This window comes from Dyella thiooxydans, from assembly GCF_001641285.1.
GTDB lineage: Bacteria > Pseudomonadota > Gammaproteobacteria > Xanthomonadales > Rhodanobacteraceae > Dyella_A > Dyella_A thiooxydans.
In genome coordinates, this window is record NZ_CP014841.1 from 2,210,149 (window position 1) to 2,232,255 (window position 22,107).

Annotated in this window: 23 protein-coding genes; 7 read left to right on the top strand and 16 right to left on the bottom strand. The window is 67.8% G+C overall.

Annotated features, from left to right (window positions below):
* Positions 1–49: 49 nt before the first annotated feature.
* The 4 genes from olsF to grxD all read right to left on the bottom strand — a co-directional run bounded on the left by olsF (position 50) and on the right by grxD (position 3,609).
* Positions 50–1,762: a bifunctional ornithine lipid synthase OlsF gene (gene olsF, locus ATSB10_RS10120; protein WP_063672508.1), complete on the bottom strand. Its 1,713-nt coding sequence runs from the start codon at positions 1,760–1,762 to the stop codon at positions 50–52.
* A 97-nt stretch (positions 1,763–1,859) separates the two neighbouring features.
* Positions 1,860–2,459 carry a YhgN family NAAT transporter gene (locus ATSB10_RS10125; RefSeq protein WP_063672510.1) on the bottom strand — a complete coding sequence of 200 codons (600 nt, stop codon included), beginning with the start codon at positions 2,457–2,459 and terminating at the stop codon, positions 1,860–1,862.
* Between the two features lie 62 nt (positions 2,460–2,521).
* Complete coding sequence (locus ATSB10_RS10130) at positions 2,522–3,286, bottom strand: SDR family NAD(P)-dependent oxidoreductase (protein ID WP_063672512.1); 765 nt, start codon at positions 3,284–3,286, stop codon at positions 2,522–2,524.
* The gene (grxD, locus tag ATSB10_RS10135; protein ID WP_063672514.1) at positions 3,286–3,609 is read right to left on the bottom strand and encodes a Grx4 family monothiol glutaredoxin; all 324 of its coding nucleotides are present in this window, start codon (positions 3,607–3,609) and stop codon (positions 3,286–3,288) included. The genes ATSB10_RS10130 and grxD overlap by 1 nt, the downstream gene beginning before the upstream one ends.
* Positions 3,610–3,731: 122 nt before the next feature.
* Between grxD and sodB the strand changes: the two genes are divergently transcribed.
* Complete coding sequence (sodB, locus tag ATSB10_RS10140) at positions 3,732–4,310, top strand: superoxide dismutase [Fe] (protein ID WP_063672516.1); 579 nt, start codon at positions 3,732–3,734, stop codon at positions 4,308–4,310.
* 82 nt (positions 4,311–4,392) lie between these two features.
* On the opposite strand, the gene ATSB10_RS10145 is transcribed toward sodB, so the two are convergent.
* Positions 4,393–5,550, bottom strand: coding sequence for a 5-(carboxyamino)imidazole ribonucleotide synthase (locus ATSB10_RS10145; protein WP_063672518.1), 1,158 nt, complete (start codon positions 5,548–5,550; stop codon positions 4,393–4,395).
* Positions 5,547–6,050: a 5-(carboxyamino)imidazole ribonucleotide mutase gene (gene purE, locus ATSB10_RS10150; protein WP_063672520.1), complete on the bottom strand. Its 504-nt coding sequence runs from the start codon at positions 6,048–6,050 to the stop codon at positions 5,547–5,549. The genes ATSB10_RS10145 and purE overlap by 4 nt, the downstream gene beginning before the upstream one ends.
* A gap of 60 nt (positions 6,051–6,110) precedes the next feature.
* Here purE and ATSB10_RS10155 point away from each other — a divergent pair, with 60 nt between their 5' ends.
* The 4 genes from ATSB10_RS10155 (at position 6,111) to ATSB10_RS10170 (ending at position 10,105) form a co-directional block, all read left to right on the top strand.
* Positions 6,111–6,380 carry a Trm112 family protein gene (locus ATSB10_RS10155; protein WP_063672521.1) on the top strand — a complete coding sequence of 90 codons (270 nt, stop codon included), beginning with the start codon at positions 6,111–6,113 and terminating at the stop codon, positions 6,378–6,380.
* Positions 6,381–6,494: 114 nt separating this feature from the next.
* Complete coding sequence (locus ATSB10_RS10160) at positions 6,495–8,756, top strand: DUF1631 domain-containing protein (RefSeq protein WP_063672523.1); 2,262 nt, start codon at positions 6,495–6,497, stop codon at positions 8,754–8,756.
* Positions 8,753–9,610 (top strand): carboxylating nicotinate-nucleotide diphosphorylase, encoded by an 858-nt coding sequence (gene nadC / locus ATSB10_RS10165; protein WP_063672525.1) that lies wholly within the window; start codon positions 8,753–8,755, stop codon positions 9,608–9,610. The genes ATSB10_RS10160 and nadC overlap by 4 nt, the downstream gene beginning before the upstream one ends.
* Positions 9,611–9,664: 54 nt before the next feature.
* Positions 9,665–10,105, top strand: a complete 441-nt coding sequence (locus ATSB10_RS10170; protein WP_063672527.1) for a DUF3301 domain-containing protein — start codon at positions 9,665–9,667, stop codon at positions 10,103–10,105.
* Positions 10,106–10,123: 18 nt separating this feature from the next.
* Here ATSB10_RS10170 and ATSB10_RS10175 read toward each other — a convergent pair whose 3' ends face one another.
* The 5 genes from ATSB10_RS10175 to petA form a co-directional block, all read right to left on the bottom strand.
* Positions 10,124–10,549, bottom strand: coding sequence for a ClpXP protease specificity-enhancing factor (locus ATSB10_RS10175; protein WP_157469190.1), 426 nt, complete (start codon positions 10,547–10,549; stop codon positions 10,124–10,126).
* A 23-nt stretch (positions 10,550–10,572) separates the two neighbouring features.
* Positions 10,573–11,196: a glutathione S-transferase N-terminal domain-containing protein gene (locus tag ATSB10_RS10180; RefSeq protein WP_063672531.1), complete on the bottom strand. Its 624-nt coding sequence runs from the start codon at positions 11,194–11,196 to the stop codon at positions 10,573–10,575.
* Positions 11,197–11,269: 73 nt separating this feature from the next.
* Complete coding sequence (locus ATSB10_RS10185) at positions 11,270–12,001, bottom strand: cytochrome c1 (protein WP_063672533.1); 732 nt, start codon at positions 11,999–12,001, stop codon at positions 11,270–11,272.
* On the bottom strand, positions 11,994–13,295 hold the full coding sequence (locus ATSB10_RS10190) for a cytochrome b (RefSeq protein ID WP_063672535.1): 1,302 nt from the start codon (positions 13,293–13,295) through the stop codon (positions 11,994–11,996). The genes ATSB10_RS10185 and ATSB10_RS10190 overlap by 8 nt, the downstream gene beginning before the upstream one ends.
* Positions 13,295–13,900 (bottom strand): ubiquinol-cytochrome c reductase iron-sulfur subunit, encoded by a 606-nt coding sequence (petA, locus tag ATSB10_RS10195; protein WP_063672537.1) that lies wholly within the window; start codon positions 13,898–13,900, stop codon positions 13,295–13,297. Before petA ends, ATSB10_RS10190 begins: the two co-directional genes overlap by 1 nt.
* Before the next feature lie 318 nt (positions 13,901–14,218).
* Here petA and ATSB10_RS10200 point away from each other — a divergent pair, with 318 nt between their 5' ends.
* Positions 14,219–15,403, top strand: coding sequence for a S1C family serine protease (locus tag ATSB10_RS10200; protein ID WP_063672539.1), 1,185 nt, complete (start codon positions 14,219–14,221; stop codon positions 15,401–15,403).
* Here the strand turns inward: ATSB10_RS10200 and ATSB10_RS10205 are convergent.
* On the bottom strand, positions 15,389–16,144 hold the full coding sequence (locus tag ATSB10_RS10205) for a lytic transglycosylase domain-containing protein (RefSeq protein ID WP_236886399.1): 756 nt from the start codon (positions 16,142–16,144) through the stop codon (positions 15,389–15,391). The genes ATSB10_RS10200 and ATSB10_RS10205 overlap by 15 nt on opposite strands.
* A gap of 577 nt (positions 16,145–16,721) precedes the next feature.
* Between ATSB10_RS10205 and miaB the strand changes: the two genes are divergently transcribed.
* Positions 16,722–18,068 carry a tRNA (N6-isopentenyl adenosine(37)-C2)-methylthiotransferase MiaB gene (gene miaB, locus ATSB10_RS10210; protein WP_083966173.1) on the top strand — a complete coding sequence of 449 codons (1,347 nt, stop codon included), beginning with the start codon at positions 16,722–16,724 and terminating at the stop codon, positions 18,066–18,068.
* 262 nt (positions 18,069–18,330) lie between these two features.
* Here the strand turns inward: miaB and ATSB10_RS10215 are convergent, their stop codons facing one another.
* The 4 genes from ATSB10_RS10215 to ATSB10_RS10230 are packed head-to-tail and all read right to left on the bottom strand — an operon-like array spanning position 18,331 to position 22,005.
* The gene (locus tag ATSB10_RS10215; protein ID WP_063672543.1) at positions 18,331–19,440 is read right to left on the bottom strand and encodes an ABC transporter permease; all 1,110 of its coding nucleotides are present in this window, start codon (positions 19,438–19,440) and stop codon (positions 18,331–18,333) included.
* Positions 19,437–20,366 carry an ABC transporter ATP-binding protein gene (locus ATSB10_RS10220; RefSeq protein WP_063674435.1) on the bottom strand — a complete coding sequence of 310 codons (930 nt, stop codon included), beginning with the start codon at positions 20,364–20,366 and terminating at the stop codon, positions 19,437–19,439. The genes ATSB10_RS10215 and ATSB10_RS10220 overlap by 4 nt, the downstream gene beginning before the upstream one ends.
* Positions 20,367–20,380: 14 nt before the next feature.
* A complete protein-coding gene (locus tag ATSB10_RS10225) occupies positions 20,381–21,334 on the bottom strand; it encodes an HlyD family secretion protein (RefSeq protein WP_063672544.1) in 954 nt (317 codons plus the stop codon).
* Positions 21,331–22,005: a TetR/AcrR family transcriptional regulator gene (locus tag ATSB10_RS10230; protein WP_063672545.1), complete on the bottom strand. Its 675-nt coding sequence runs from the start codon at positions 22,003–22,005 to the stop codon at positions 21,331–21,333. The genes ATSB10_RS10225 and ATSB10_RS10230 overlap by 4 nt, the downstream gene beginning before the upstream one ends.
* Between the last annotated feature and the right edge of the window lie 102 nt (positions 22,006–22,107).

Below are 22,107 nucleotides of genomic sequence, written 5' to 3' on the forward strand. Positions count from 1 at the left end.
GGTTTCACTTCGCGTGGACAACACGCCGCGCCGCCGGGGGCGGGACGACTCAGCGCCGCCCCAGATAACGGGCGCGCTTGGCCGGCTTGAGGTTCGCCAGATCGAGCATGACCAGTCCGTCGACGCAGCCGGAAAAGCCCGGATCCTCGCCGAAATCCAGAAACTGGACGCCCTGAGGCTCGACCAGGTCGACGTACTGCCGGTAAAGCACCGGCAGGCTCACGCCCAGCGCATCGAGATGGTGCTTGAGCTTGCCCAGCCCCTCGGCGGGAGCAAGACCGTCGAGGGTGGCACGGACGGTATCCAGCACCCCGTCGGACACCACGAAAGGCTGCCGTGCCGACGCCAGCCCCGGCGCGCCGAAATAGTGCCGGTGCGCCGCTGCGATCCACTCCCGCGCCTCGCGTGGCAGATTGACCGACATGCTGACCGGCCCGAACAGATAGCGCAGATCCCCGTGACGCTGCAGGTACAGGCCGATGCCTTGCCACAGCTGATCCAGCGCACGCGATTTCCAGTAGGCCGGGGCGATGAAGCTTCGACCCAGCTCCAACCCCTGTGCGAGACGGGACTCGAGGGCTGGCGAGTAGGTGAACAGGCTGGAGGTGTAGAGGGCGGCCAGTCCGCGCTCGGCGATGATGCGTCCGCCATGGCCGAACCGATAGGAGCCGACGATGCGTTGCGGTTCCGGGTCCCAGAGCACCAGATGCTCGTAGTAGGCGTCATAGGCGTCGAGATCGCAGCGGGCGCCGGTGCCCTCACCGACCTTGCGGAAAGTAAGTTCGCGCAACCGACCGATTTCGCACATCACCACGCTGTCGGCCTCGCCCTGGAAGAGCATGAGTTGCTTGCCGTCCGGCAGATCGGCGAGCTTGTCCGCACGCGATGCCAGCGCCTCGGCGACCTGTTCGGGGGGCTCCGGCAAAGCCAGCGGTGCCTGCCCACCGAAGAGCAGCCCGCGTCGACGAGCCACCCGATAGACATGCCGGCGCATGAGTTTCGCCGCCCGGACCGGATCGCCGCCGCTGCGCTGATCGAGCTCGTCGGCACCCACCAGTGCGCCGACGGTGAAACCGATGCGGTGACCCGCCGGCGACACCGCCTCGCGGGGGAGCATCGCCGTCGACAACGGCTTGGCCAGCATCGAGACGCCGTAGAACATCGCGGAATTGCGCGCAGCGACGTGCACCGGCAGCACCGGCGCCCGGCTGCGAAGGGCCAGCCGGGCGAAACCGTCCGACCAGCGGCCGTCCCTGAGGCCGTCGGCACGCAGGCGAGACACTTCGCCAGCCGGGAAGACGATCAACGCCTCGCCGTTGTCCAGCGCGCGGTAGATGTCGCGGAGCTTCGAGGCGGCGCCCTTGCCGAACACGTCCACCGGCAACAGCAGCGGACGCAACGGTTCGACCAGGGTGAGCCAGTCGTTGCCCAGGATCTTCACGTCGGGGCGCACCGAACCGACCAGATCCAGCAGGGCCAGCGCATCCACGATCCCCAGCGGATGGTTGGCCGCCACGACCAGAGGACCATCCACGGGGATGTTCTCGCGGCCGTCCGGGTTGACCCGGTAGCTGGCACCCAGGACCCCGAGGGCACGGCTGACGAAAGGCAGTCCCTCGACGCCGCCAGAGGCGATCAGGGCACGGTTGAACCCGGCCTCGTCCGCCAGCCGCCCCAGCATGCCCGCGACGGGACGGCGCAGGCGGGGATGCTGGGCGAGCCAGGGCAAGCGTTCGGTAAGGCTCTTGTCGATGCTGAGCATGACCATCTCCTTGGACTGCCTACATGCTGGCGTCCAATTATGACAGCCGCTCGAAACCCGCAAATGTCTGCGGCGGGCCGCCGCAGACTGGAACGGTTCAGACAGTCAGGTGCAGGTAGGCCGCCACGCCGCCCAGGAACATCTGCACCGACAGGGCGATCAGCAGCATGCCCATCACCCGCTCCAGCGCGGTCAGCACGCTCTCGCCCAGCCAGCGGAACAGGTAGGTGGAGCTGAGCAGGATCACCGAGGTCGCCAGCCAGGCCAGCACCAGCGCGGTCGCCCAATCCGCGGTGCGGCCCGGCTGGGTGTTGGTCAGCAGCAACAGCGCAGCCATCGCCGATGGCCCAGCCACGCCAGGGATCGCCATCGGCACGATGAACGGCTCGGCCTGACCCGGCTTGCCGAAGATGCCGCCGCCATCGGCCGGCGGGAATACCATCCGGATGCCGATCAGGAACAGCACGATGCCACCGGCGATGCTGATCGACTCCTGCCGGAGCTGCAGCGCCTTCAGGATCAGCTGTCCGCCGACCAGGAAGCCGAGCAGCACGCCCAGCGCGATCAGCAGCTCGCGCACCATCACGATCCGCCGGCGACGCGGCGGCACGTCCTTGAGCAGGCTGAGGAAGAACGGGATGTTGCCCAGCGGATCCATGATCAGGAACAGCAGGATTCCCGCCGACAACGTGGTCATCTGCGTTTCCATCGAATAAACCTCGGTATTGCGTGGCATCCGGCGCCCGGGCCGGACATGGATCAATGCTTGCGAAGATCGAGCACGGCGCCGCGTGCGGCACCGCCGCCGGGGCCGAGCAGATGGACGATGGCCGCCGCGGTGGCATCCGGCGGCGGCTGCTTCAGCGTGTCCTCGCCGAAATACGCCTCGCGGCGCAGCGCCGTGCGCATCGGCGCCGGCAATATCGCCTGCACCCGGAAGCCACCCTTGTCGTGCTCCTCGTGGAGGATCGCGGCCATCCGCTCGAGCGCCGCCTTGGAGGCACCGTAGGCGCCCCAGTGGGCGCGCGACAGCAGATCCGGATCGTCCAGCACGAACACCACCGCGCTGTCGTCCGCCCGCTTGAGCAGGGGCAGGCAGGCCTGGGTGATCGCGAACGGCGCCGACACGTTGACGTGCATCGCGCGCAGGAAGTGATCGGGCTTGTGCATCGCCAGCGGCGTCAACCCGGTGAAGCTGACCGCGGCGTGCACGATGCCGTCGAGTCGCCCCAGATCACGCTCCACCGCATCGGCAAGCGCTTCGTAGTCGACCGGGGTGGCGACCTCCAGATCGACCGGATGGATCACCGGCTCCGGCAGCCCGGCCCGCACCATTTCGTCATAGAGCTGTTCGAGTTGGCGCTTGCGGCGGCCGGCGAGGATCACCGTGGCCCCTGCGCGCGCAGCAGCCTTGGCGACCGCCGAGCCGAGGCCGCCATAGGCTCCGGTCACCAGCACGACCCTTCCGGCAAGCAACCCTGCCGGCACTTCGTCGACCGGCAGGCGGACCAGCGGCAAGGCCATCAGTGCACGACCCCGGCCACGTCCTGGGCCATGCGCTCGAGCTCGCCGGCCACCTGCAGGTCCTCGATGATGTCGCAACCACCGATCAGCTCGCCCTGGATGTAGAGCTGCGGAAAGGTCGGCCAGTTGGCGTAGTGCGGCAGCGCGGCACGCACCTCGGGGTCGGCCAGCACGTTGACCGCGTGGAACGCGGCTCCGGCGGCCTGCAACGCCTGCACCGCGCGACTGGAGAATCCACACATGGGGAACTGCGGCGTGCCCTTCATGAAGAGCACCATGGAGTGCTCGGCGAGCACCGCCTTGATTCGTTCGTTAACGTCCATAGCTCTGGATTTCATCACTACAATGCAGGCAAGCCGCTAGTGTATCAGCCGCTTCCCCGGCCACGCTCGGGGGCGGCCACTCCCTTTCCCCCCTTTCCAGCCAACGTCAAGGAGCCATCGCCATGGCGATCGAACTACCCGCCCTGCCCTACGAAAAGAACGCCCTCGAGCCGCATATCTCGGCCGAGACGCTGGAGTACCACTACGGCAAGCACCACCAGGCCTACGTCACCAACCTCAACAACCTGATCAAGGGCACCGAGTTCGAAGGCGCGGCGCTCGAGGACATCGTCAAAAAGTCCTCCGGCGGCACCTTCAACAACGCCGCCCAGGTCTGGAACCACACCTTCTACTGGAACTCGATGAAGCCCAACGGCGGCGGCGAGCCGACCGGCAAGCTGGCCGACGCGATCACCAAGGCGTTCGGCTCGTTCGAGAAGTTCAAGGAGGAGTTCTCCAAGTCGGCCGCCGGCAACTTCGGCTCGGGCTGGACCTGGCTGGTGCAGCGCCCGGACGGCTCGCTCGGCATCGTCAACACCTCCAACGCCGCCACGCCGATCACCGGCAGCGACAAGCCGCTGTTCACCATGGACGTATGGGAGCACGCCTACTACGTCGACTACCGCAACGCCCGCCCGAAGTACATCGAGGCCTTCTGGAACCTGGTGAACTGGGACTTCGCGGCCAAGAACCTGGCCTGACTCCCGACTTCCGGGCAGTCATGAAAAACGGAGCCGTCAACGGCTCCGTTTTTTTGTGCCCGGCATGCGCAAGGTCGCCGTCTCAGCCGCCGCAGGCTTCGCGCACACTCGCCACCGCCGACTCCCAGCCGATCGTCTGGGCCAGCGCTTCGGCGCGACCAAGCAGGGCTTGGGCATCCGGAGCGCACAGCGTGGCATGCCCCACCTTGCGCCCCGGACGTGCCTGCTTGCCGTAGTCGTGCCAATGGCCGTCCACGGTGCACAGCACCGGCGCCGGATCCGGCAGCGCGCCGATCCAGTTGAACATCAGCGACGCGCCACGGGCCCCGGTGTCGCCCAGCGGCAATCCGAGCACGGCCCGCACATGGTTCTCGAACTGGCTGGCGTGCGCTCCCTCGATCGTCCAGTGCCCCGAGTTGTGCACCCGTGGCGCCATCTCGTTGCCCAGCAGCTCACCGTCCTTGACGAACAACTCCAGCGCGAACACGCCGACGTAGTCCAACCGCTCGGCCAGCTTCCGGGCCAGCGCGGTGGCGCGCGGCTGCAGCGCCTCGATGTCCGGCGCGGGCGCCAGGCTGAGGCTGAGCACACCATCGGTGTGCCAGTTGCGCGTCAGCGGCCAGGTGCGGAATTCGCCATCGCGACCACGCACGGCAATCACCGACAACTCGCGCTCGAATGGGACGAAGGCCTCGAGGATCAGGCCATGGATTGCCGCCTGGGCGCCAAGCGCCTCCCAGGCCGCATCGGCATCGGCGCCCGAGCGCAGGCGGAATTGGCCCTTGCCGTCGTAGCCCAGACGCCGGGTCTTGAGAATCGCCGGGGCGCCGGTGACGGCGAGCGCGCGATCCAGGTCCTCGCGGGTATCCACGGCGACGAACTCGGGCGTGGCCAGGCCGCACTCGCGGAAAAGGGTCTTCTCGGTCAGCCGGTCCTGCGCCACCGCCAGCGCCCCCGGATTGGGGTAGACCGCCACCCGCCCGGCGAGCCACTCGGCAGTACTCGCCGGCACGTTCTCGAAGTCGAAGGTGACCGCGTCGACGTGGCTGGCGAACTCCGCCAGCGCCTCGTGATCGGACCAGTCGGCCACGATCAGCGGCGCCACCTGGCCGGCGCAGGCCTCGGCGGAGGTATCGACCACCAGCGTCTTGATGCCCAGCGGAGCCGCGGCGAGCGTAAGCATCCGCGCCAACTGGCCACCCCCAAGGATGCCGAGCACCGGCTGTCGACGATCGCTCATGCGCGCGGATCCGGGTGGTTCAGCACCTGGCGGGTCTGGTTGTCGCGGAACGCCTCGAGCGCCCGGGCCAGCTCGGGATCATGAAGCGCCAGCACGGCCGCCGCCAGCAGCGCGGCATTCACCGCACCGGCCCGGCCGATCGCCAGGGTCCCGACCGGGATGCCCGCCGGCATCTGCGCGATCGACAGCAGGGAGTCCATCCCGTTGAGCGCCTTCGACTGCACCGGCACGCCGAACACCGGCAACCGGGTCTTTGCCGCCAGCATGCCCGGCAGGTGGGCGGCGCCGCCGGCACCGGCAATGATCACCTGGATCCCGCGTCCCACCGCCTCATCGGCATAACGGAACAGCAGATCCGGGGTGCGGTGGGCGGAAACCACCTGGACCTCGTGGGGCACGCCCAACTGGGTCAGGTAGTCGGCGGCGTGCTGCATGGTTTCCCAGTCGGACCGGGATCCCATGACCACGCCCACCCGCGGCGGCACGGCGGTAATCGTCATGGCTGGGCCATCCAAAAACCGCTATTGTAAAAGCTTTCCCGCCGCCCTACATCCCGACCCATGGACAAGCGCCTGCTCGACATCCTGTGCTGCCCGGTCAGCAAGACTCCCATCCGACCGGCCACCCGGAGCGAGCTGGACAGCATCAATCGCACGGTCGCCGCCGGGCAACTGGTGACGGTCGCGGGGACGCCGGTCACGGCAAAGGTCGCCGAGGCACTGATCACCGTCGACCGCAAGGTGGTGTATCGGGTCGAGGACGGGATTCCGGTGATGCTTCCCGAGGAGGGCATCGGCACCCTGCAGATCGCCGATTTCCCGCACGAGTAATCGGAAAACTGCGGGCTGACACATGGTTTGGGGTGGCTTTTGGGCTTATCGTGAAACGGCTTGCGCCCATGGCGGGCGCGACTGTCCAGGCGGCCAACGCCCCAGGGGGCGGCGATGAAAGACGCGATCGAACCGAGCAGGATCGTCAACCTGAACCAGCATCCCAACGCGCCGGAGCGCGGCGGTGATCTGCTGCATGCGGTACGGGACACTTCCAGTCGCCGGCTGCAGCAGCTTCTCGGCAACATGTTCGAGCACGTCGACGATGCGCTGTTCGACCTGGCCGAGAAGGCGGAGAACAACGCCGCCCAGATGCACTATTTCGACGGCATGCGGGAAGTGCGCAAGCGTCGGCCGGCGGTGGAGCGCAGCTACCTCGCCCAGTTCAGCCGGGAGCTGACCGACTTCGCCGCGCAACGCCGCAAGCCCCCGGTCGAGGCCGAGACGCTCGGCGCGGTGGAGCTCACCCTGGTGGCCGACAACGAGCTGGAGGAATCGCTCGCCATCACCAGCATGATCAGCAAGAACGAGTCCCGCCTTGCGCGCGACCTGTTCGCAGTGAACCAGCGGCTGGCCGTCATCTGCGGCGGCATCCAGGTCTCCGAGGTCACCAGCCCGGTGGGACCGGCCGTGCTGACCCAGGCATTCCGCCAGGCGATGCGCGAGCTGCAGGCGGACATGCGCGTCAAGCTGATCATCTACAAGCTGTTCGACCGTTATGTCCTCTCCGGCATGGAAGAGCTCTACGGCGAACTGAACGATCTCCTGGCCAAGGCCGGGGTGCTCCCCAACCTCAGGCACGAGCACGCACGCGGTGCCGTCGCCCGCACGGCCAGTGCACCTCGCGCGCAGGCGGTGGGTGAAGACCACCCCGCGGCGGCGAGCTCGGCCACCGACGAGGCCGGCAACATCCTGACCACCCTCCAGGCCCTGTTTACGGCGCGTCGCGGTCATGGCGTCGGCTCGTCGTCCGTCACGCTGGGCCCGCAGTCGATTCCCACGGCGAACGAACTGCTCGGCGCCCTGAGCGTGCTGCAGGGCCAGATCGTCAGCCACGGCCTGCCCGCCATCGGAGAGAGTGGCGCCGGCGACATTTCCGCCGAAGTCGCCCACCTGAAGGACCATCTGCTCAACCAGATCGGGGCCCTGCGAGGCGAACGACCCAGTCACGTGTCCTCCATCGACGAGGACACCATCGACCTGGTGGGCATGCTGTTCGAGTTCATCCTCGAGGACCGGAATCTGCCTCCGCAGATGCAGGTGCTGCTTGCCCGTCTGCAGATTCCTTACCTCAAGGCCGCAATCCTCGACCGCAAGCTGTTCGCGCATCGCCAGCATCCCGCGCGCCGTCTGCTCGACAGCCTCGCCGATGCCGCCAAGGGCTGGTCGGAGGAGTCCGACAAGGACCGCCGCCTATACGACAAGATCAAGTCCGTCGTCGAGCAGCTGCTGAACGAGTTCGACGACGACATGGGTATCTTCGACCGGCTGCTCGGCGAGCTGCAGGAGTTCCAGGATCTCGCGCGCAAGCGTGCCGAGCTGGCAGAACAGCGGGTGGCTGAATCGACCCGCGGTCGCGAGAAGCTGGAACAGGCACGCCGGCGTGCGGCCCGGGAAATCCTCGACCGCATCGACGGCAAGCCATTGCCGCCGCTCATGCACGGCGTGCTCGCACGCGCCTGGGCAAACTACCTGGTGCTGATCCTGCTGCGGCAGGGCGACGACTCGCCCGAGTTCGCCGAGGCGCTGCGCTTCGTCAACGAGCTGGTGGCGAGCACCCGGTTGCCGAAGGATGCCAACGGACGCGAGACGCTGCGGCAAATGCTGCCCAACATCGAGCGGGCGCTGCGCAAGGGACTGGCCAACGTTGCCTTCCAGGAGCACGACGTCGAACGCCTGCTCGATCAGTTGCGCTCCCATTACGCCGGACAGCTGGGCGAAGCCCCCGCCACCGCCCCCCGGGAGGTCGTGACGCCGGCGATACCGGAGAGCATCCAGTCGCTGGTGGAGAATGTTCCGGACACGGCGCCACTGACGCCGGAAGATACCGCGGAGCAGTTGGAAATCCTGCCGCCCGAGATGCGCGCGCAGCTCGAACAGGTGCAGGCGATGCGGCCCGGGATCTGGCTGGAGTTCAAGCCTGCGGAAGGGGCTCCGGAGCGGGCCAAGCTCTCCTGGATCAGCCCGATGAGCGGTCGCTATCTGTTCGTGAACCGCCGCGGATTGAAGGTTGGCGACTATTCCCCACAGGAGCTCGCCGCAACCCTGGCCGAGGGACGGGCCAGTGTCCTGGCGTCCAACGCCCTGTTCGACCGGGCCATGGATGCCATCGTCGGCAAGCTCAGCCAGCCGGCCACGACGACGGAGCAGGAATGACCCAGGCGGGACGCTTCTCCGCCCCCTCACGGGAGCAGATTCTTTCTGATATCGAACGGGCATTTTCCGAGGACGTCGGCGACGGAGACGCCACCGCCGAACTACTCCCGGCGGAGTCCACGGCCCGTGCCACGCTGACCTGCCGCGAGCCGGCCGTGCTCGCCGGGAGGCCCTGGTTCGATGCCTGCTTCCGGGCGCGCGACCCCGCTGTCTCGATCGAGTGGTTCTTCGACGACGGTGACGCCGTGCCCGCCGGCGCCAAGCTCTGCGAGATCTCCGGCCGCGCGAGGGCACTGGTGACGGCGGAGCGCTCCGCCCTCAATTTCCTGCAGCTGCTCTCTGGCACCGCGACGACGACGGCCGCCTATGCGGCCGCGCTGGCCGGCACCGGTACCCGGCTGCTCGATACACGCAAGACCGTCCCAGGCCTGCGGCTTGCGCAGAAATACGCCGTGCGCTGCGGGGGGGGCGTCAACCATCGCATCGGCCTCTACGATGGCGTGTTGATCAAGGAGAACCACATCATCGCCGCGGGCGGCATCGCTGCCGCTGTCGCCGCAGCGCGCCGGCTGCATCCCGGACTTCCGCTGGAGGTCGAGGCGGAGACCCTCGAGGAACTCGACCAGGCCCTGTCCGCCGGCGTCGACCGCGTGATGCTGGACAACTTCGACCTGGCCTCCATGCGGCAAGCCGTCAACGTCGCCGGCGGCCGGGTTCCACTGGAGGTTTCCGGCAACGTGGAGCTCGCCACGATTCGCGAGATAGCCACCACCGGGGTGGACTTCATTTCAGTCGGCGCCCTGACCAAGCACGTGCGCGCCATCGACCTGTCGCTGCGATTGCACCTGGACTGAAGTGCCGCCCCGCGCCACCTTGCGAACCGGGTGGCGCGCACACACACTTCGGCCATGGGGAATTTGCACGATCTCGCGCTGCTGCTGATCCTTGGTGCCGTAGTGGCCGCCTGGATGGAGCTTGCCCGCGCCCGCGAACTGGCCGTGGCGGCGGCGCGGCGGCATTGCGAGCTGCAGGGCCTGCAGCTCCTGGACGAGACGGTGGGCCTGCGTTCGCTTCGACTGCGTACGGTCAACGGAAGCCGTGGGCTCGAGCACGGCTATGCGTTCGAAGTCAGCATCGATGGCGACGACCGCGAGCCGGGCCGGATCTGGATGCAGGGCCGCCGTGTCACCGGACTGAGCCTGCCGACCGTCCACTGGCTGGCCGGAGTCCCCGCCAATGACAACGCGCTTCCGGACACCACCCCTCCGCTGCCGCGACAGAGCTCCGCAGGGCAACCCCGCGCGGACAATGTCGTCCCGCTCCGGCGGCGCATGCCGCCCGGCGACTGAGTCGCCGAGGCCGGCGACCTATTTCACGATACGCAGGTGACCGCCACGCCGGGGCTTGTCGTCGTCCGGCGCAGGCTCGGGTGCGCCTGCCGGTTCCCCGCCATCCGGCGGAGAGGGCGGTGGCTCGGCATCCGAGTCCTCGGCGGGGAACATCATCCCCTGGCCGTTTTCCTGTGCGTAGAGCGCAAGCACGGCAGATACGGGGACGAGAATGGAATGACTCACCCCGGAGAAGCGCGCCTGGAAGCTGATCCACTCGTTGCCAAGGTCGAGATTGGCCACCGCACGCATTGCGAGGTTGAGCACGACCTGGCCGTTCTTGATCACGTGCGGCGGAACGCGAACGCCCTCCCGGGCCGCATCGACCAGCACGTAGGGCGTGAGATTGTTGTCGGTGATCCAGTCGTAGATCGCCCGCAGCAGATAGGGGCGATTCGAGCTCATCGCAGGTGTGTCGGACTGTCCCATCAGGGTCGCATCGCCTTTTCTTCCGCGGTGAGGCTTCGGGTATAGCCTTGGCTGTTGAACAGACGCTCGCCGTAGTCGACTATCGGGCGCCCCTCCTTGCCAAGATCCACGCCGAGCCACGGCAGACGCCAGACTACCGGCGCGACCAGGCAATCGGCCAGGCTCATTTCCGGATTGAGGAAGAACCGGGCCGCCTTGAACAGCGGCAGCGAAGCCAGCAGCTGCTCTCGTAGACGTTTCCGGGCGGCATCGGCGGGACGACCCCCGGCACGAATCGTGTCCACCTCCGGCAGCCAGTCGCGCTCGATCCGTACCGCGGCAAGGCGCAGACGTGCGCGCGAAAGCGGATCGATCGGCATCAGTGGAGGATGCGGATAGCGCTCGTCGAGGTATTCGCAGATCACCGAAGTGTCGTAGAGAACGAGGTCACGGTCGACCAGGGTCGGCGTGCCGGCATAGGGGTTCAGGTCGACCAGATCCTCGGGCGGCTGGCCCGGCTCGACCATCACCCGCTCGTAGCTGACGCCCTTCGCGGCGAGCAGCAGGCGGACACGATGACACTGGATGTCATCCGCCGTGGTGTAAAGAGTGAGCACCGTACGCGAGCGGGCGCTTTGAACCATGCGCGATCTCCCCTTCAGACAACGGAATGCGGCGGCCCGGAGGCCGCCGCATGCGTGCCCTCCAACCTTGCGGTCAGTGGACGTCCTTCCAGTATTCCTTCTTGAGCATGTAGGCCAGGAGAGTGAAACCCGCCAGGAACAACAGCACCCAGATGCCGTAGTGCTTGCGCTGCAGCGCTGCCGGCTCGGATACATACTCGAGGAAGTTGGTCAGGTCTCGGGTGGCCTGCTGGTACTGCTCCGGGGTCATTTTGCCGGGCTTGGACAACTCGAGCTTCTCGACCTCTTCGCTGCCGTCCTTCCGCACCGCGGTCTGGATGCCCTGCAGCTCCCAGAGCGGGTTCGGCATCGAAGCGTTCGGGAACACGGTGTTGTTCCAGCCGACCGGACGACTCGGATCGAGGTAGAACGAATTGAGGTAGGCATTGACCCAGTCGGCGGTCTTGGCACGCACCTCGAGTGAGAGGTCCGGCGGCGCCTTGCCGAACCACTTCGCCGCATCTTCCGGCGGCATGTGCGACTCGATCGTCTGCCCGTAGTTGACGCCGGTGAAGTTGAGGTTCTGCATGACCTCCTGCTCGGTCAGGCCCAGGTCCTCGCCGATCCGCGAGTAACGCATGAACTTGATCGAGTGGCAGCCCACGCAATAGTTGAAGAACAGCTTGGCGCCACGCTGCAGCGACGCCTGGTCGCTGATGTTGTTGCCGGCCTTGGGCAGCTCGGGACCTTCGGCGGCGAGCACCGAGGTGCTGCCGACCAGCAGGCCGAAGGCCAGCGCGATGGAGGAGAAATAGCGCTTAGTCATGCATCGTCACCCGTTCCGGAACCGGCTTGGTCTTCTCCCAGCCCAGGCGCGTGTAGAACCCGAGGAAGACGAAGAAACCGAAATACAACAAGGTCATCGCGCGCCCGAACAGGTTTTCCCAGAACGTCACGTCGACGTTGCCGAACCATGCGGGAATCACCTCGGCCGTCACACCGGCACCCACGGCGCCGAGCATGATGAAGGACAGCACGAACAGCCCCAGCGCCACCTTGAAACCGGTGCCGCGGTAGCGGATCGACTTGACCTGGCCAACGTCGATCCACGGCAGCGCGAACAGCAGCGCGATCGCGCCGAACATCCCCAGCACGCCCCACACGGCAGTGCCGAAGAACGAGGGGATCATGCGCAGAATCGCGTAGAACGGAGTGAAGTACCACACCGGCTTGATATGCGACGGCGTCACCAGGTTGTTGGCCGGGATGAAGTTGTCGTGCTCGAGGAACCAGCCGCCGAAGGTCGGCGCGAAGAAGATGATGAAGGCGGCGATCATCAGGAAGAAGCCCGCACCGAACAGGTCCTTCACCGTGTAGTACGGATGGAAGGGAATGCCGTCGGCCGGCTTCAGCGCATCCCAGCGGTTGCCCTTCGGCCCCTTCTTGATCTCCACGCCATCCGGATTGTTCGACCCCACCTCGTGCAGTGCGGCGATATGCAGCACCACCAGCAGCAGCAGTACCAGCGGCAGCGCGATCACGTGCAGCGCGAAGAAGCGGTTGAGCGTGGCGTCGGCCGGGATGTAGTCGCCCATGATCCACTGCACCAGCGAGTCGCCGATGTAGGGGATGGTGCCGAACAGCGAGATGATCACCTTGGCGCCCCAGAACGACATGTTGCCCCACGGCAGCACGTAGCCCATGAAGGCCTCGGCCATCAGCGCCAGGAAGATCAGCATGCCGAGGATCCACACCAGCTCGCGCGGCTTCTTGAACGAGCCGTACATCAGGCCGCGGAACATGTGCAGGAACACCACCACGAAGAACAGCGAGGCACCGGTGGAGTGCATGTAGCGGATCAGCCAGCCCCACTCCACGTCGCGCATGATGTACTCGACCGAGGCGAACGCTTCCGCCGCGCTGGTCTTGTAGTTCATGGTGAGGAAGATGCCGGTGACGATCTGGTTGACCAGCACCAGGATCGCCAGCGAGCCGAAGTAGTACCAGAGATTGAAGTTCTTCGGCGCGTAGTACTCGGTCATGTGCTTGCGGTAGGCAGGCATCATGTTCGGCGCGCGCTCGTTGACCCAGTCGCCGATGCGGGTGAAGACGTTAGCCATCAGCCGGCCTCCTTCGGATCCACGCCAATCTGGATGGTGGTGTCGTTCACGAAGTGATACGGCGGCACCTGCAGGTTCTTCGGCGCGGGAACGCCGCTGAAGACGCGGCCGGCCATGTCATAGCGCGACTTGTGGCAGGGGCAGTAGAAGCCGCCTTCCCAGTTCGGATCGAACGGCTCGGGCTTGATCTCGGGGAAGAAGTCCGGCACGCAGCCCAGGTGGGTGCAGATGCCGATCACCACCAGCCACTCCGGCTTGATCGAGCGCGTCTCGTTCTGTGCGTACTTGGGCTGCTGCGCGGCCGAAGTGCCGTCCGACTTGGGATCGACCAGACGGGAGTCCACCTTCGGCAGCGCCGCCAGCTGGGCAGGCGTGCGGTTGACCACGAACACCGGCAGGCTGCGCCAGGGATAGGTCACCTTCTGGCCGAGCTCGACCTTGCTGATGTCCACGGTCACCGGGGCACCGGCGGCCTTCGCGCGTGCGCTGGGCTCCCAGGTCTTGATGAAAGGCACGGCTGCTACCACGACTCCCGCACCACCAACCACCGCAGTGGTTGCGGTGAGGAAGCGGCGGCGACCATGGTCGACGACTTCGTTCGCCATCAGGCTCTCCGGAACTTGCATTGCCATTGAGACACGAGCGAAGGGCTTCGGCAGGCGCGTGCGAAACGATCCGCCGGGGTCCGGACGGAGTGGGTCGACCACTTAAGAAGCGATCATCCTCCCCCGAGAACCGCCGTCGGACCGACCGGGAGCTCCGGTCGGGCCGCTTCGCCAGCACCGGTCAAAATCCGGCACCCGCAAAAATCGCGTTAGTGTAGCGTCAGCCCCCCGCCCGTACAATCGAACCCACGGCTCTGTGCAAGCAGCCGCGCATCCCTGATCTCGTACCCCACGCACCATTTTACGAAAGCCGACCCCATGAAACACGCCGCCGGCCTGCTCGCCTTTGTCGCCCGATTCGCGGTCCTGGGGCTGGCGCTGGCTTTCGTGGTGGGCCTGTTGTGGCCGGGCACCGGTGAGCGGCTTCGGCAACGCTTCGGACTGGATGCCGGCGGGGTGGCCCAGGTCGCGGCACCCGCGCCAGGCGCAGCCGCCGCGCCGACCCTGTCCTATGCCGACGCCGTGGCGCGCGCAGCCCCTTCGGTGGTGAACATCTACGCGAACAAGACGGTGACCGAGCAGGCGCTGCGGATGTACACCGATCCGTGGATGCAGCAGGTGTTCGGCGGCGTCCCGGTGGGCTCGGTCAAACGCAAGGAACAGAGCCTGGGCTCGGGCGTGATCGTCAGTGCCGACGGCTACGTGCTGACCAACAACCACGTGATCGCCAACGCGGACGACATCCAGGTGCTGCTCTACGACGGCCGCGTGGCCAAGGCGACCCTGGTCGGCGCCGATCCGGAAACCGACCTGGCGGTGCTCAAGATCGACGCGGGCAACCTGCCGGTCGCGCATATCCTGCCGCACACCACCCTGCGCCCCGGCGACGTGGTACTGGCGATCGGCAATCCGTTCGGCCTCAACCAGACGGTGACCATGGGTATCGTCAGCGCGATCGGACGTCAGCTCAGCAGCTCCAGTCCCGAGGACTTCATCCAGACCGACGCGGCGATCAACCTGGGCAACTCGGGCGGAGCGCTGGTCGATGCGCACGGCAACCTGGTCGGCATCAACACCCTGCTGATCGGCAAGGCGGCCAACGCCGAAGGCATCGGCTTCGCGATCCCGGTGGACAGCGCCAAGAAGGTGCTGGACCAGATCATCGACACCGGCCACGTCGTGCGCGGCTGGCTCGGCACGGACTACACCTTCGTACCCGTGGCCGCCAACGGCGGGCTGCCGGCCGCGGCCCGCGGCGTGATGGTGGCCGACGTCTACCCCGGCGGTCCGGCCGCCCTCGCCGGCATCCAGCCACGCGACATCCTGCTGAGCATCGGCGGCCAGGACATCACCGACCCGTCCGACCTGCGCAAGCGCGAAGCCGCACTGAAGCCGGGCAGCAAGGTCGAGGTGTCCGGGCTGCGCAACGGCGTGCCGTTCCATGTCGACCTGACCATCGCGCAGCGACCGTCCCAACTGGACGATGGCTCACTGGACGGCTGAGCCGCTCCCGGCACCGCTGGAGGCCAGCGGACGATGCAACGCCTTGCCGTAGCGCTGGCGCAGTTCCTCGACGCGGGCCACATAAACCCGCGTCTCGGCGTAGGGAGGAACCCCTTTGTAGCGCTCCACGGCGCCAGGGCCGGCGTTGTAGGCCGCCGCAGCGAGGCGCTCGTCGCCCTTGAACGTCTGCAGCAGCTGGCCCAGGTAACGCGCGCCGCCGCGGATGTTCTGCTCGGCATTGAATGCATCCAGCACCCCCATGTCGCTGGCGGTGGCCGGCATCAGCTGCATCAGGCCCTGGGCGCCCTTGATCGAGAGGGCGTGCGGATTGAACGCGCTCTCGGCATGGATGATCGCCCGCAGGAAGGCTTCGTCCACGCCGTAGTCGACGCTGGCCCGGCGGGTCACGCTGGCGTAGTCCTCGAGGTTGAGCCGCACCGAATTCCAGTGGATCGGCGAATGCAGGTCGCAGGCCATGCAGGTGGCGATGTAGGTGAACAGCATCGTCACCGCCCGGCCCTTGCCGCTTGCCGGAGGAATATTGGTGTACTCCACGCTGCCGTCGGCACGCTTCACGCGATAGACCGCGCCGCGCAGCACGCGATCGCCGGGCCGCGCCGACGCAGTGGTCGCGACCGGACGGGATTCGCTGTAAGCCCAGTCTCCCGGCTTGCCGCGCGGGGCCGCCGGCGGTGGCGCATCGGCAAGCGCCCGACCGGTGGTGCGCACCGACGTTTGCACGTCGGCAAAGGCTCCGCGCATCGGCAGTCGGCCGGAGAGCACGCGCGCCGAGGTGTCGACCGAAGCAGCGACACCCTCGAACGAAGCACGAACCGACGGCGGCGCCCTGCGCGGAGCCCGACGTGAGGGCGCAGCGTAGGACCCGATCCGGTGACAGCCCCGGTATCCCGCCGGCTTGCTCGTGAACACGGCCTCGCCACTGGCCCCGGTGCAGCGATACATCGCCTCGGCATGTCCGCGCAGCGGCGCCAGCGATCCCAGAAACAGGATGCAGAGCAACCCGACCCGGCGAGGGATCGGCGAATGCGGGAAGCAGCGGCGGGTCCGACCGGCGCTTCCCCACTGGCGCAAGGCGGCAATCATGGCCGGCAGTGTGCAGCGATCGCCCGGCAGCGCCAAGTCCGCGACGCCGGTGGCGTGCGGTGCTTCGCATCCGGCCCCACCGGGCGAGCGGCCGGGCCGGCCCGACCCGGGCGCAAGTGCTTGATCCGGCAGTGGCCGCCATGCGTTGGCGCGGGTAAACTGCGCGGTCCAGCGGACGCCCGCCGCCCCACTCCGAACCACGGTACCTCGCCCCATGAGCGGCAAGCTTTTCATCAAGACCCACGGCTGTCAGATGAACGAGTACGACTCGGCCAAGATGGCCGACGTGCTCAAGGCATCGCACGGCCTGGAGCTGACCGACAACGAGGCCGAGGCCGACGTCATCCTGGTCAACACCTGCTCGATCCGCGAGAAGGCGCAGGAAAAGGTGTTCAGCCAGCTCGGCCGCTGGAAGGAGCACAAGGCCGACGGCAAGCCGGTACTGATCGGCGTCGCCGGCTGCGTGGCGAGCCAGGAGGGCGAGGCGATCGTCAAGCGCGCGCCCTACGTCGACTTGGTGTTCGGCCCGCAGACCCTGCACCGCCTGCCGGAACTGATCGAGTCGCGCCGCGCCACCGGCAAGCCGCAGGTGGACATCTCCTTCCCCGAGATCGAGAAGTTCGATCACCTGCCCGAGCCGCGCGCCGAGGGCCCGACCGCCTTCGTCTCGATCATGGAAGGCTGCTCGAAGTACTGCTCCTACTGCGTGGTGCCCTACACCCGCGGCGAGGAGATCAGCCGCCCGTTCGACGACGTGCTCGTCGAGGTCGCCCAGCTCGCCGAACAAGGCGTGCGTGAGGTGAACCTGTTGGGCCAGAACGTCAACGCCTACCGCGGCGCCACCCACGACGGCGGCACCGCGGATCTCGCCGTGCTGATCCACGCCATCGCGCAGATCGATGGGATCGGCCGCATCCGCTTCACCACCTCGCACCCGCTGGAATTCTCCGACTCGCTGATCGAGGCCTACGCCAGCGTGCCGAAGCTGGCCAACTTCCTGCACCTGCCGGTGCAGGCCGGTTCCGACCGCATCCTCACCGCGATGAAGCGCGGCTACACCGCGCTGGAGTTCAAGCAGAAGATCCGCAAGCTGCGCGCGGTGCGCCCGGACATCTGCATCAGCTCGGACTTCATCGTCGGCTTCCCCGGCGAGACCGACGAGGACTTCGAGAAGACCATGAAGCTGATCGACGACGTCGGCTTCGACCAGAGCTTCAGCTTCATCTTCTCCTCGCGCCCCGGCACCCCGGCGGCCAACCTGCCCGATCCGACCCCGGCCGAGGTCAAGCACGCCCGGCTGACCCGGCTGCAGGCGACGATCAACGCCAACGCCCGCGCGATCAACGAGGCGATGGTCGGCAGCGTGCAACGCGTGCTGGTGGAGAAGCCCAGCCGCAAGAACGCCAGTGAACTCAGCGGCCGCACCGAGAACATGCGCTACGTGAACTTCCCCGGTCCGGCGCGGCTGATCGGCCAGTTCGTCGACGTGCTGATCACCGAGGCGATGAGCAACTCGCTGCGTGGCCGCCTGCACAGCGCCGAGATGGCCGCCGCGGTGTAGGAGCGCACCCTGTGCGCGATGGCTTTTCGCGACGAGATCGGACCAGAAGCGGTCGCGCACAGGGTGCGCTCCTACACGGTTCGATCAGTCCAGCCGCTGGCCGAAACGCAGCTTTCGCGGCGAACGCCATCGTCAAGGCAGCCAGAATGGGCAACGATCTTTTTCCGTAGGAGCCCGCTCGTGGGCGATGCCTTTCGCTTTGGATGTGCATCAGGAACAGGAGCATCGCCCGTAAGCGGGATCCTGCAAAAAGGCAGCAGGATCAGTCCAGCCGCTTGCGGAAGCGCAGGATCGCGCCGGTCATCATCACCGCGATGAACACCACCAGCGCCAGCGCGTCGCCCCACAAATCGAGCAGGCCGGCGTTGCGCAGCATGATGCCGCGGATCAAGCGCAGGAAGTGGGTCAGCGGCAGCAGCTCGGCGATCCACTGCGCCAGCCGCGGCATGCCGGAAAACGGGAACATGAAGCCGGACAGCAGGATCGACGGCAGGAAGATGAAGAAGGTCATCTGCATCGCCTGGAACTGCGACTGAGCCCGCGAGGAAATCAGCAGACCCAGCGTCAGGTTGCTGGCGATCAGCAGCAGCGCGGCGAGGTAGACGTCCAGCAGGCTTCCGCGGATCGGCACATCGAACAGCCAGCGTCCCAGCGCCAGGATCACCGTGGTCTGGATCAGCCCGATCAGCACATACGGCACCACCTTGCCCAGCATCAGCTCGCTGCGGGTCAGCGGCATGGCGATCAGCAGCTCCATGTTGCCGCGCTCACGCTCGCGCACGATGGCGATCGCCGTGAACAGCACCATGGTCATGGTCAGGATCACCCCGACCAGACCGGGCACGATGTTGATCGCCGAGCGGCGTTCCGGGTTGTAGAACGCGGTCACCACGATGCGCGGCACCGGCGGCGTGCTGGCGTAGGGCGCGTGCGCATCGGGCAGGCGGCTGTCCAGCGGCGTCTGCGCGAGCTGCGCCGCCGCGCCCGCCACCGTGGCGTCGCTGCCGTCGACCAGCACCTGCGCCACCGGGCGACCGGCCTGCCGGCGCGCCTCGAAGTCCGGCGGGATCACCACGCCGACGTTGATCCGGCCACGACGGATCAGGTCGACCACTTCGTCCGGCGTATGCGCCGTGGCCACCGGGCGGATCACGTCGGTGGCCAGCATATCCATCACCAGCGCGCGCGAGGCGCTGGTCTGCGCCTGGTCGACGATGGCGGCATCCAGTCCGCGCAGATTGAGGTTGATCGCGTAGCCGAACAGCACCAGCTGCACGATCGGCAGCACCATGATCATCGCCAGCGTGATGCGGTCGCGCCGCATCTGGCGGATCTCCTTCTGCATGATCGCCCACAGCCGCCGCCCGTTCATGCCGCGCGCTCCCGTTCGCCGGGCCGCGTGGCGGCGACGAACACGTCCTCCAGGTTGGGCGGCGTGGGGTGCAGCCGCGCGGCCTGCCCGGCGCCGTCCAGCCGCCGCTCCAGCGCCGCGGCGAAGCCGTCGCCCTGCCCCTCGTCGGCGAGCAGGCGCAGCGCATGACCGACCTGGGCGATGCCGAGCACGCCCGGCGCATCGACCAGCGCGCGCTGCGCGCGCCGCGGGTCGTCCGACTCGACCAGGTACGTACGCCCTTCCAGCGCCCCGGTCAGTGCGCCCGGGGTGCCGTCGGCCACCAGCCGGCCGCGATCGAGGATCGCCAGCCGGTGGCAGCGTTCGGCTTCGTCCATCAGATGCGTGGATACCAGCAGCGTGGTGCCGGCATCGGTGAGCTCGAACAGCGCCTCCCAGAACTCGCGGCGGGACTCGGGATCGACCGCGCTGGTCGGCTCGTCGAGGAACAGCAGCTCCGGCTCGTGCATCACCGCGCAGGCCAGCGCGAGGCGCTGCTTCTGGCCGCCGCTCATGGTGCCGGCCAGCTGGTCGCGGCGATCGGCCAGGCGGTAGCGGTCCATCAGTTCGGCGATGCGCGCCCGCTTGCGCTCCCGCGGCACGCCGAGGATCTCGGCGATGAAATCCAGGTTCTCGCCCACGGTGAGGTCGGTGAACAGCGAGAAGCTCTGAGTCATGTAGCCGATCCGCCGACGCAGCTCCTCCGCCTGCTGCGGCACGCGCAGGCCGAGCACCTCGATGTCGCCGTCGGTCGGGGTGAGCAGGCCGCAGAGCATGCGGATGGTGGTGGACTTTCCCGAGCCGTTCGGCCCGAGGAAGCCGTAGACGCGCCCGCGCGGCACATCCAGGTCGACATGGTCGACCGCGAGCAACTGGCCGAACCGCTTGGTCAGGCCGCGTACGTGGATGGCGGGGGCCTCGCTCACGGCGCGGCCGGAGTGACGTGGACCGGCAGGCCAGCCGGGAGATCGGAAGGCCGGTCCAGCGCGACTTCCGCCAGATAGCTGAGCCGCGTGGCGTCATCGCCGCTCAGCGCGTAGTACGGCGTGAACACCGGCTCCGAGCGCAGCAGGCGCACATGCCCGGCCAGGGTCTCGTCGCGCCCCTGCACGCGTACGTGCACCGCGCTGCCGACCTTCAGCGCGCCGCGCATCGCCACCGGTACGTAGATCCGCGCGTACGGGCGATCGCCGACCATCTCGATCGCCAGCGGCGCGCCGACCGGAGCCTGGTCGCCGAGCCGGTAAGGCACGTCATCGATGCGGCCGTCGCGCGGCGCCACCACGTGCAGTTTGCCGAGGGTGACGCGCAGCGCATCGGCCTGCGCCTGGGCGACATCGACCGCGGCACGCGCCTGTGCCAGCTGTTCGCTGCGCGTGCCGTGCAGCAACTGGTCGAGCGCGGCGCGGGCGGCATCGGCCTGGCCGCGGGTGTTCTGGGCATTGGCACGGGCGCGGTCCAGGTCGGAGGCGGCCACGGCGTCGCGGTCCTGCCGGGCAACCGCCTGCAGGCGCTCGAGGTAGCTGTTTGCGTCGTGCGCCTGCGCTTCGGCCGCCGCCAGCGTGGCGCGGGCGCGGGCGATGTCCTCCCGGCGGGGGCCGGCCACCCCCTCGGCGAGCGCCTGCCGCTGGCGGTGCAGCTCGGCCAGCGCGGCATCGAGATTGGCCTGGGTGTGGGCCGGATCGAGGTCCAGCAGCGGCTGCCCCGCCCTCACCGCCTCGCCAGCGCGCACGTGTACGGCGACGATGCGCTCGGCCGCCGGCGCCGGGAGGGTGATGCGGTCGTACTCCAGCGTGCCGGGGGCCTCCTCGACGGAACGCTGGCAACCGGCCAGCATGCACGCGAGAAGGCCCAGTGCGAACAGTCGGCCGGTCATCGGGATCTCTCCGGGTTGGGCACCGCGAGGCCGTGGGCGAGCAGCGCGAGGGTATGGGAAACCAGGGCCGGCATGTCCAGCCCCGGCATGCCGAAGGCCTTCTGCCAGATCGGCGCACCGGCCGCAGGGAACAGGGTCAGTCCGACCAGCGAGACCACCAGCAGCCGCGGGTCGATGCCCGGCGCGAGCTGGCCGGCCCCGTGCGCCGCGGTGAACCGCTGCGCCAGCACCTGCGGCAGCGAAGGCATCACCTCGCGGAACACGAACTCGCGCAGGGCGCCGCCCTCGCACAGCACCTCGCGCACCCACAGCGCGGGCAACCAGGGCAGCTTCGCGACGATGCCGGACACGCCCTGGGCGAACGCCTGCGCTAGCTCCAGCGGCGTCTCGCCGGCCGAAGCCAGTGTCTCCACCAGCGGCCGGACGTTCGGGAGCAGGCGTTCGTCGACAAGCGCGCGCACCAGCGCGTCCTTGTTGCCGAAGTAGTAGTGCAGCATCGCCGGAGTCACGCCGGCGGCCTGCGCGATATTGCGCAGCGAGGCCGCGGCGATGCCGGTGCGGGCGAACTGCGCCGCGGCCGCGTCGAGCAGGCGGCCGCGCAGGTCGCCGTCGTCGCCGGCGGGGCGGCCGACGCGGCGTCGGCGTGTTTTGGGGGTGGTCTGGGCGGGCATGCGGATAAATTAATTCAATGATTAAATTAAATGCAAGCGAGCCCGCCTCCGTCCCCATGCCGCCGCCCGGCGCGGCGGCGGAGCGGCCCGCTTCCGCGTTAT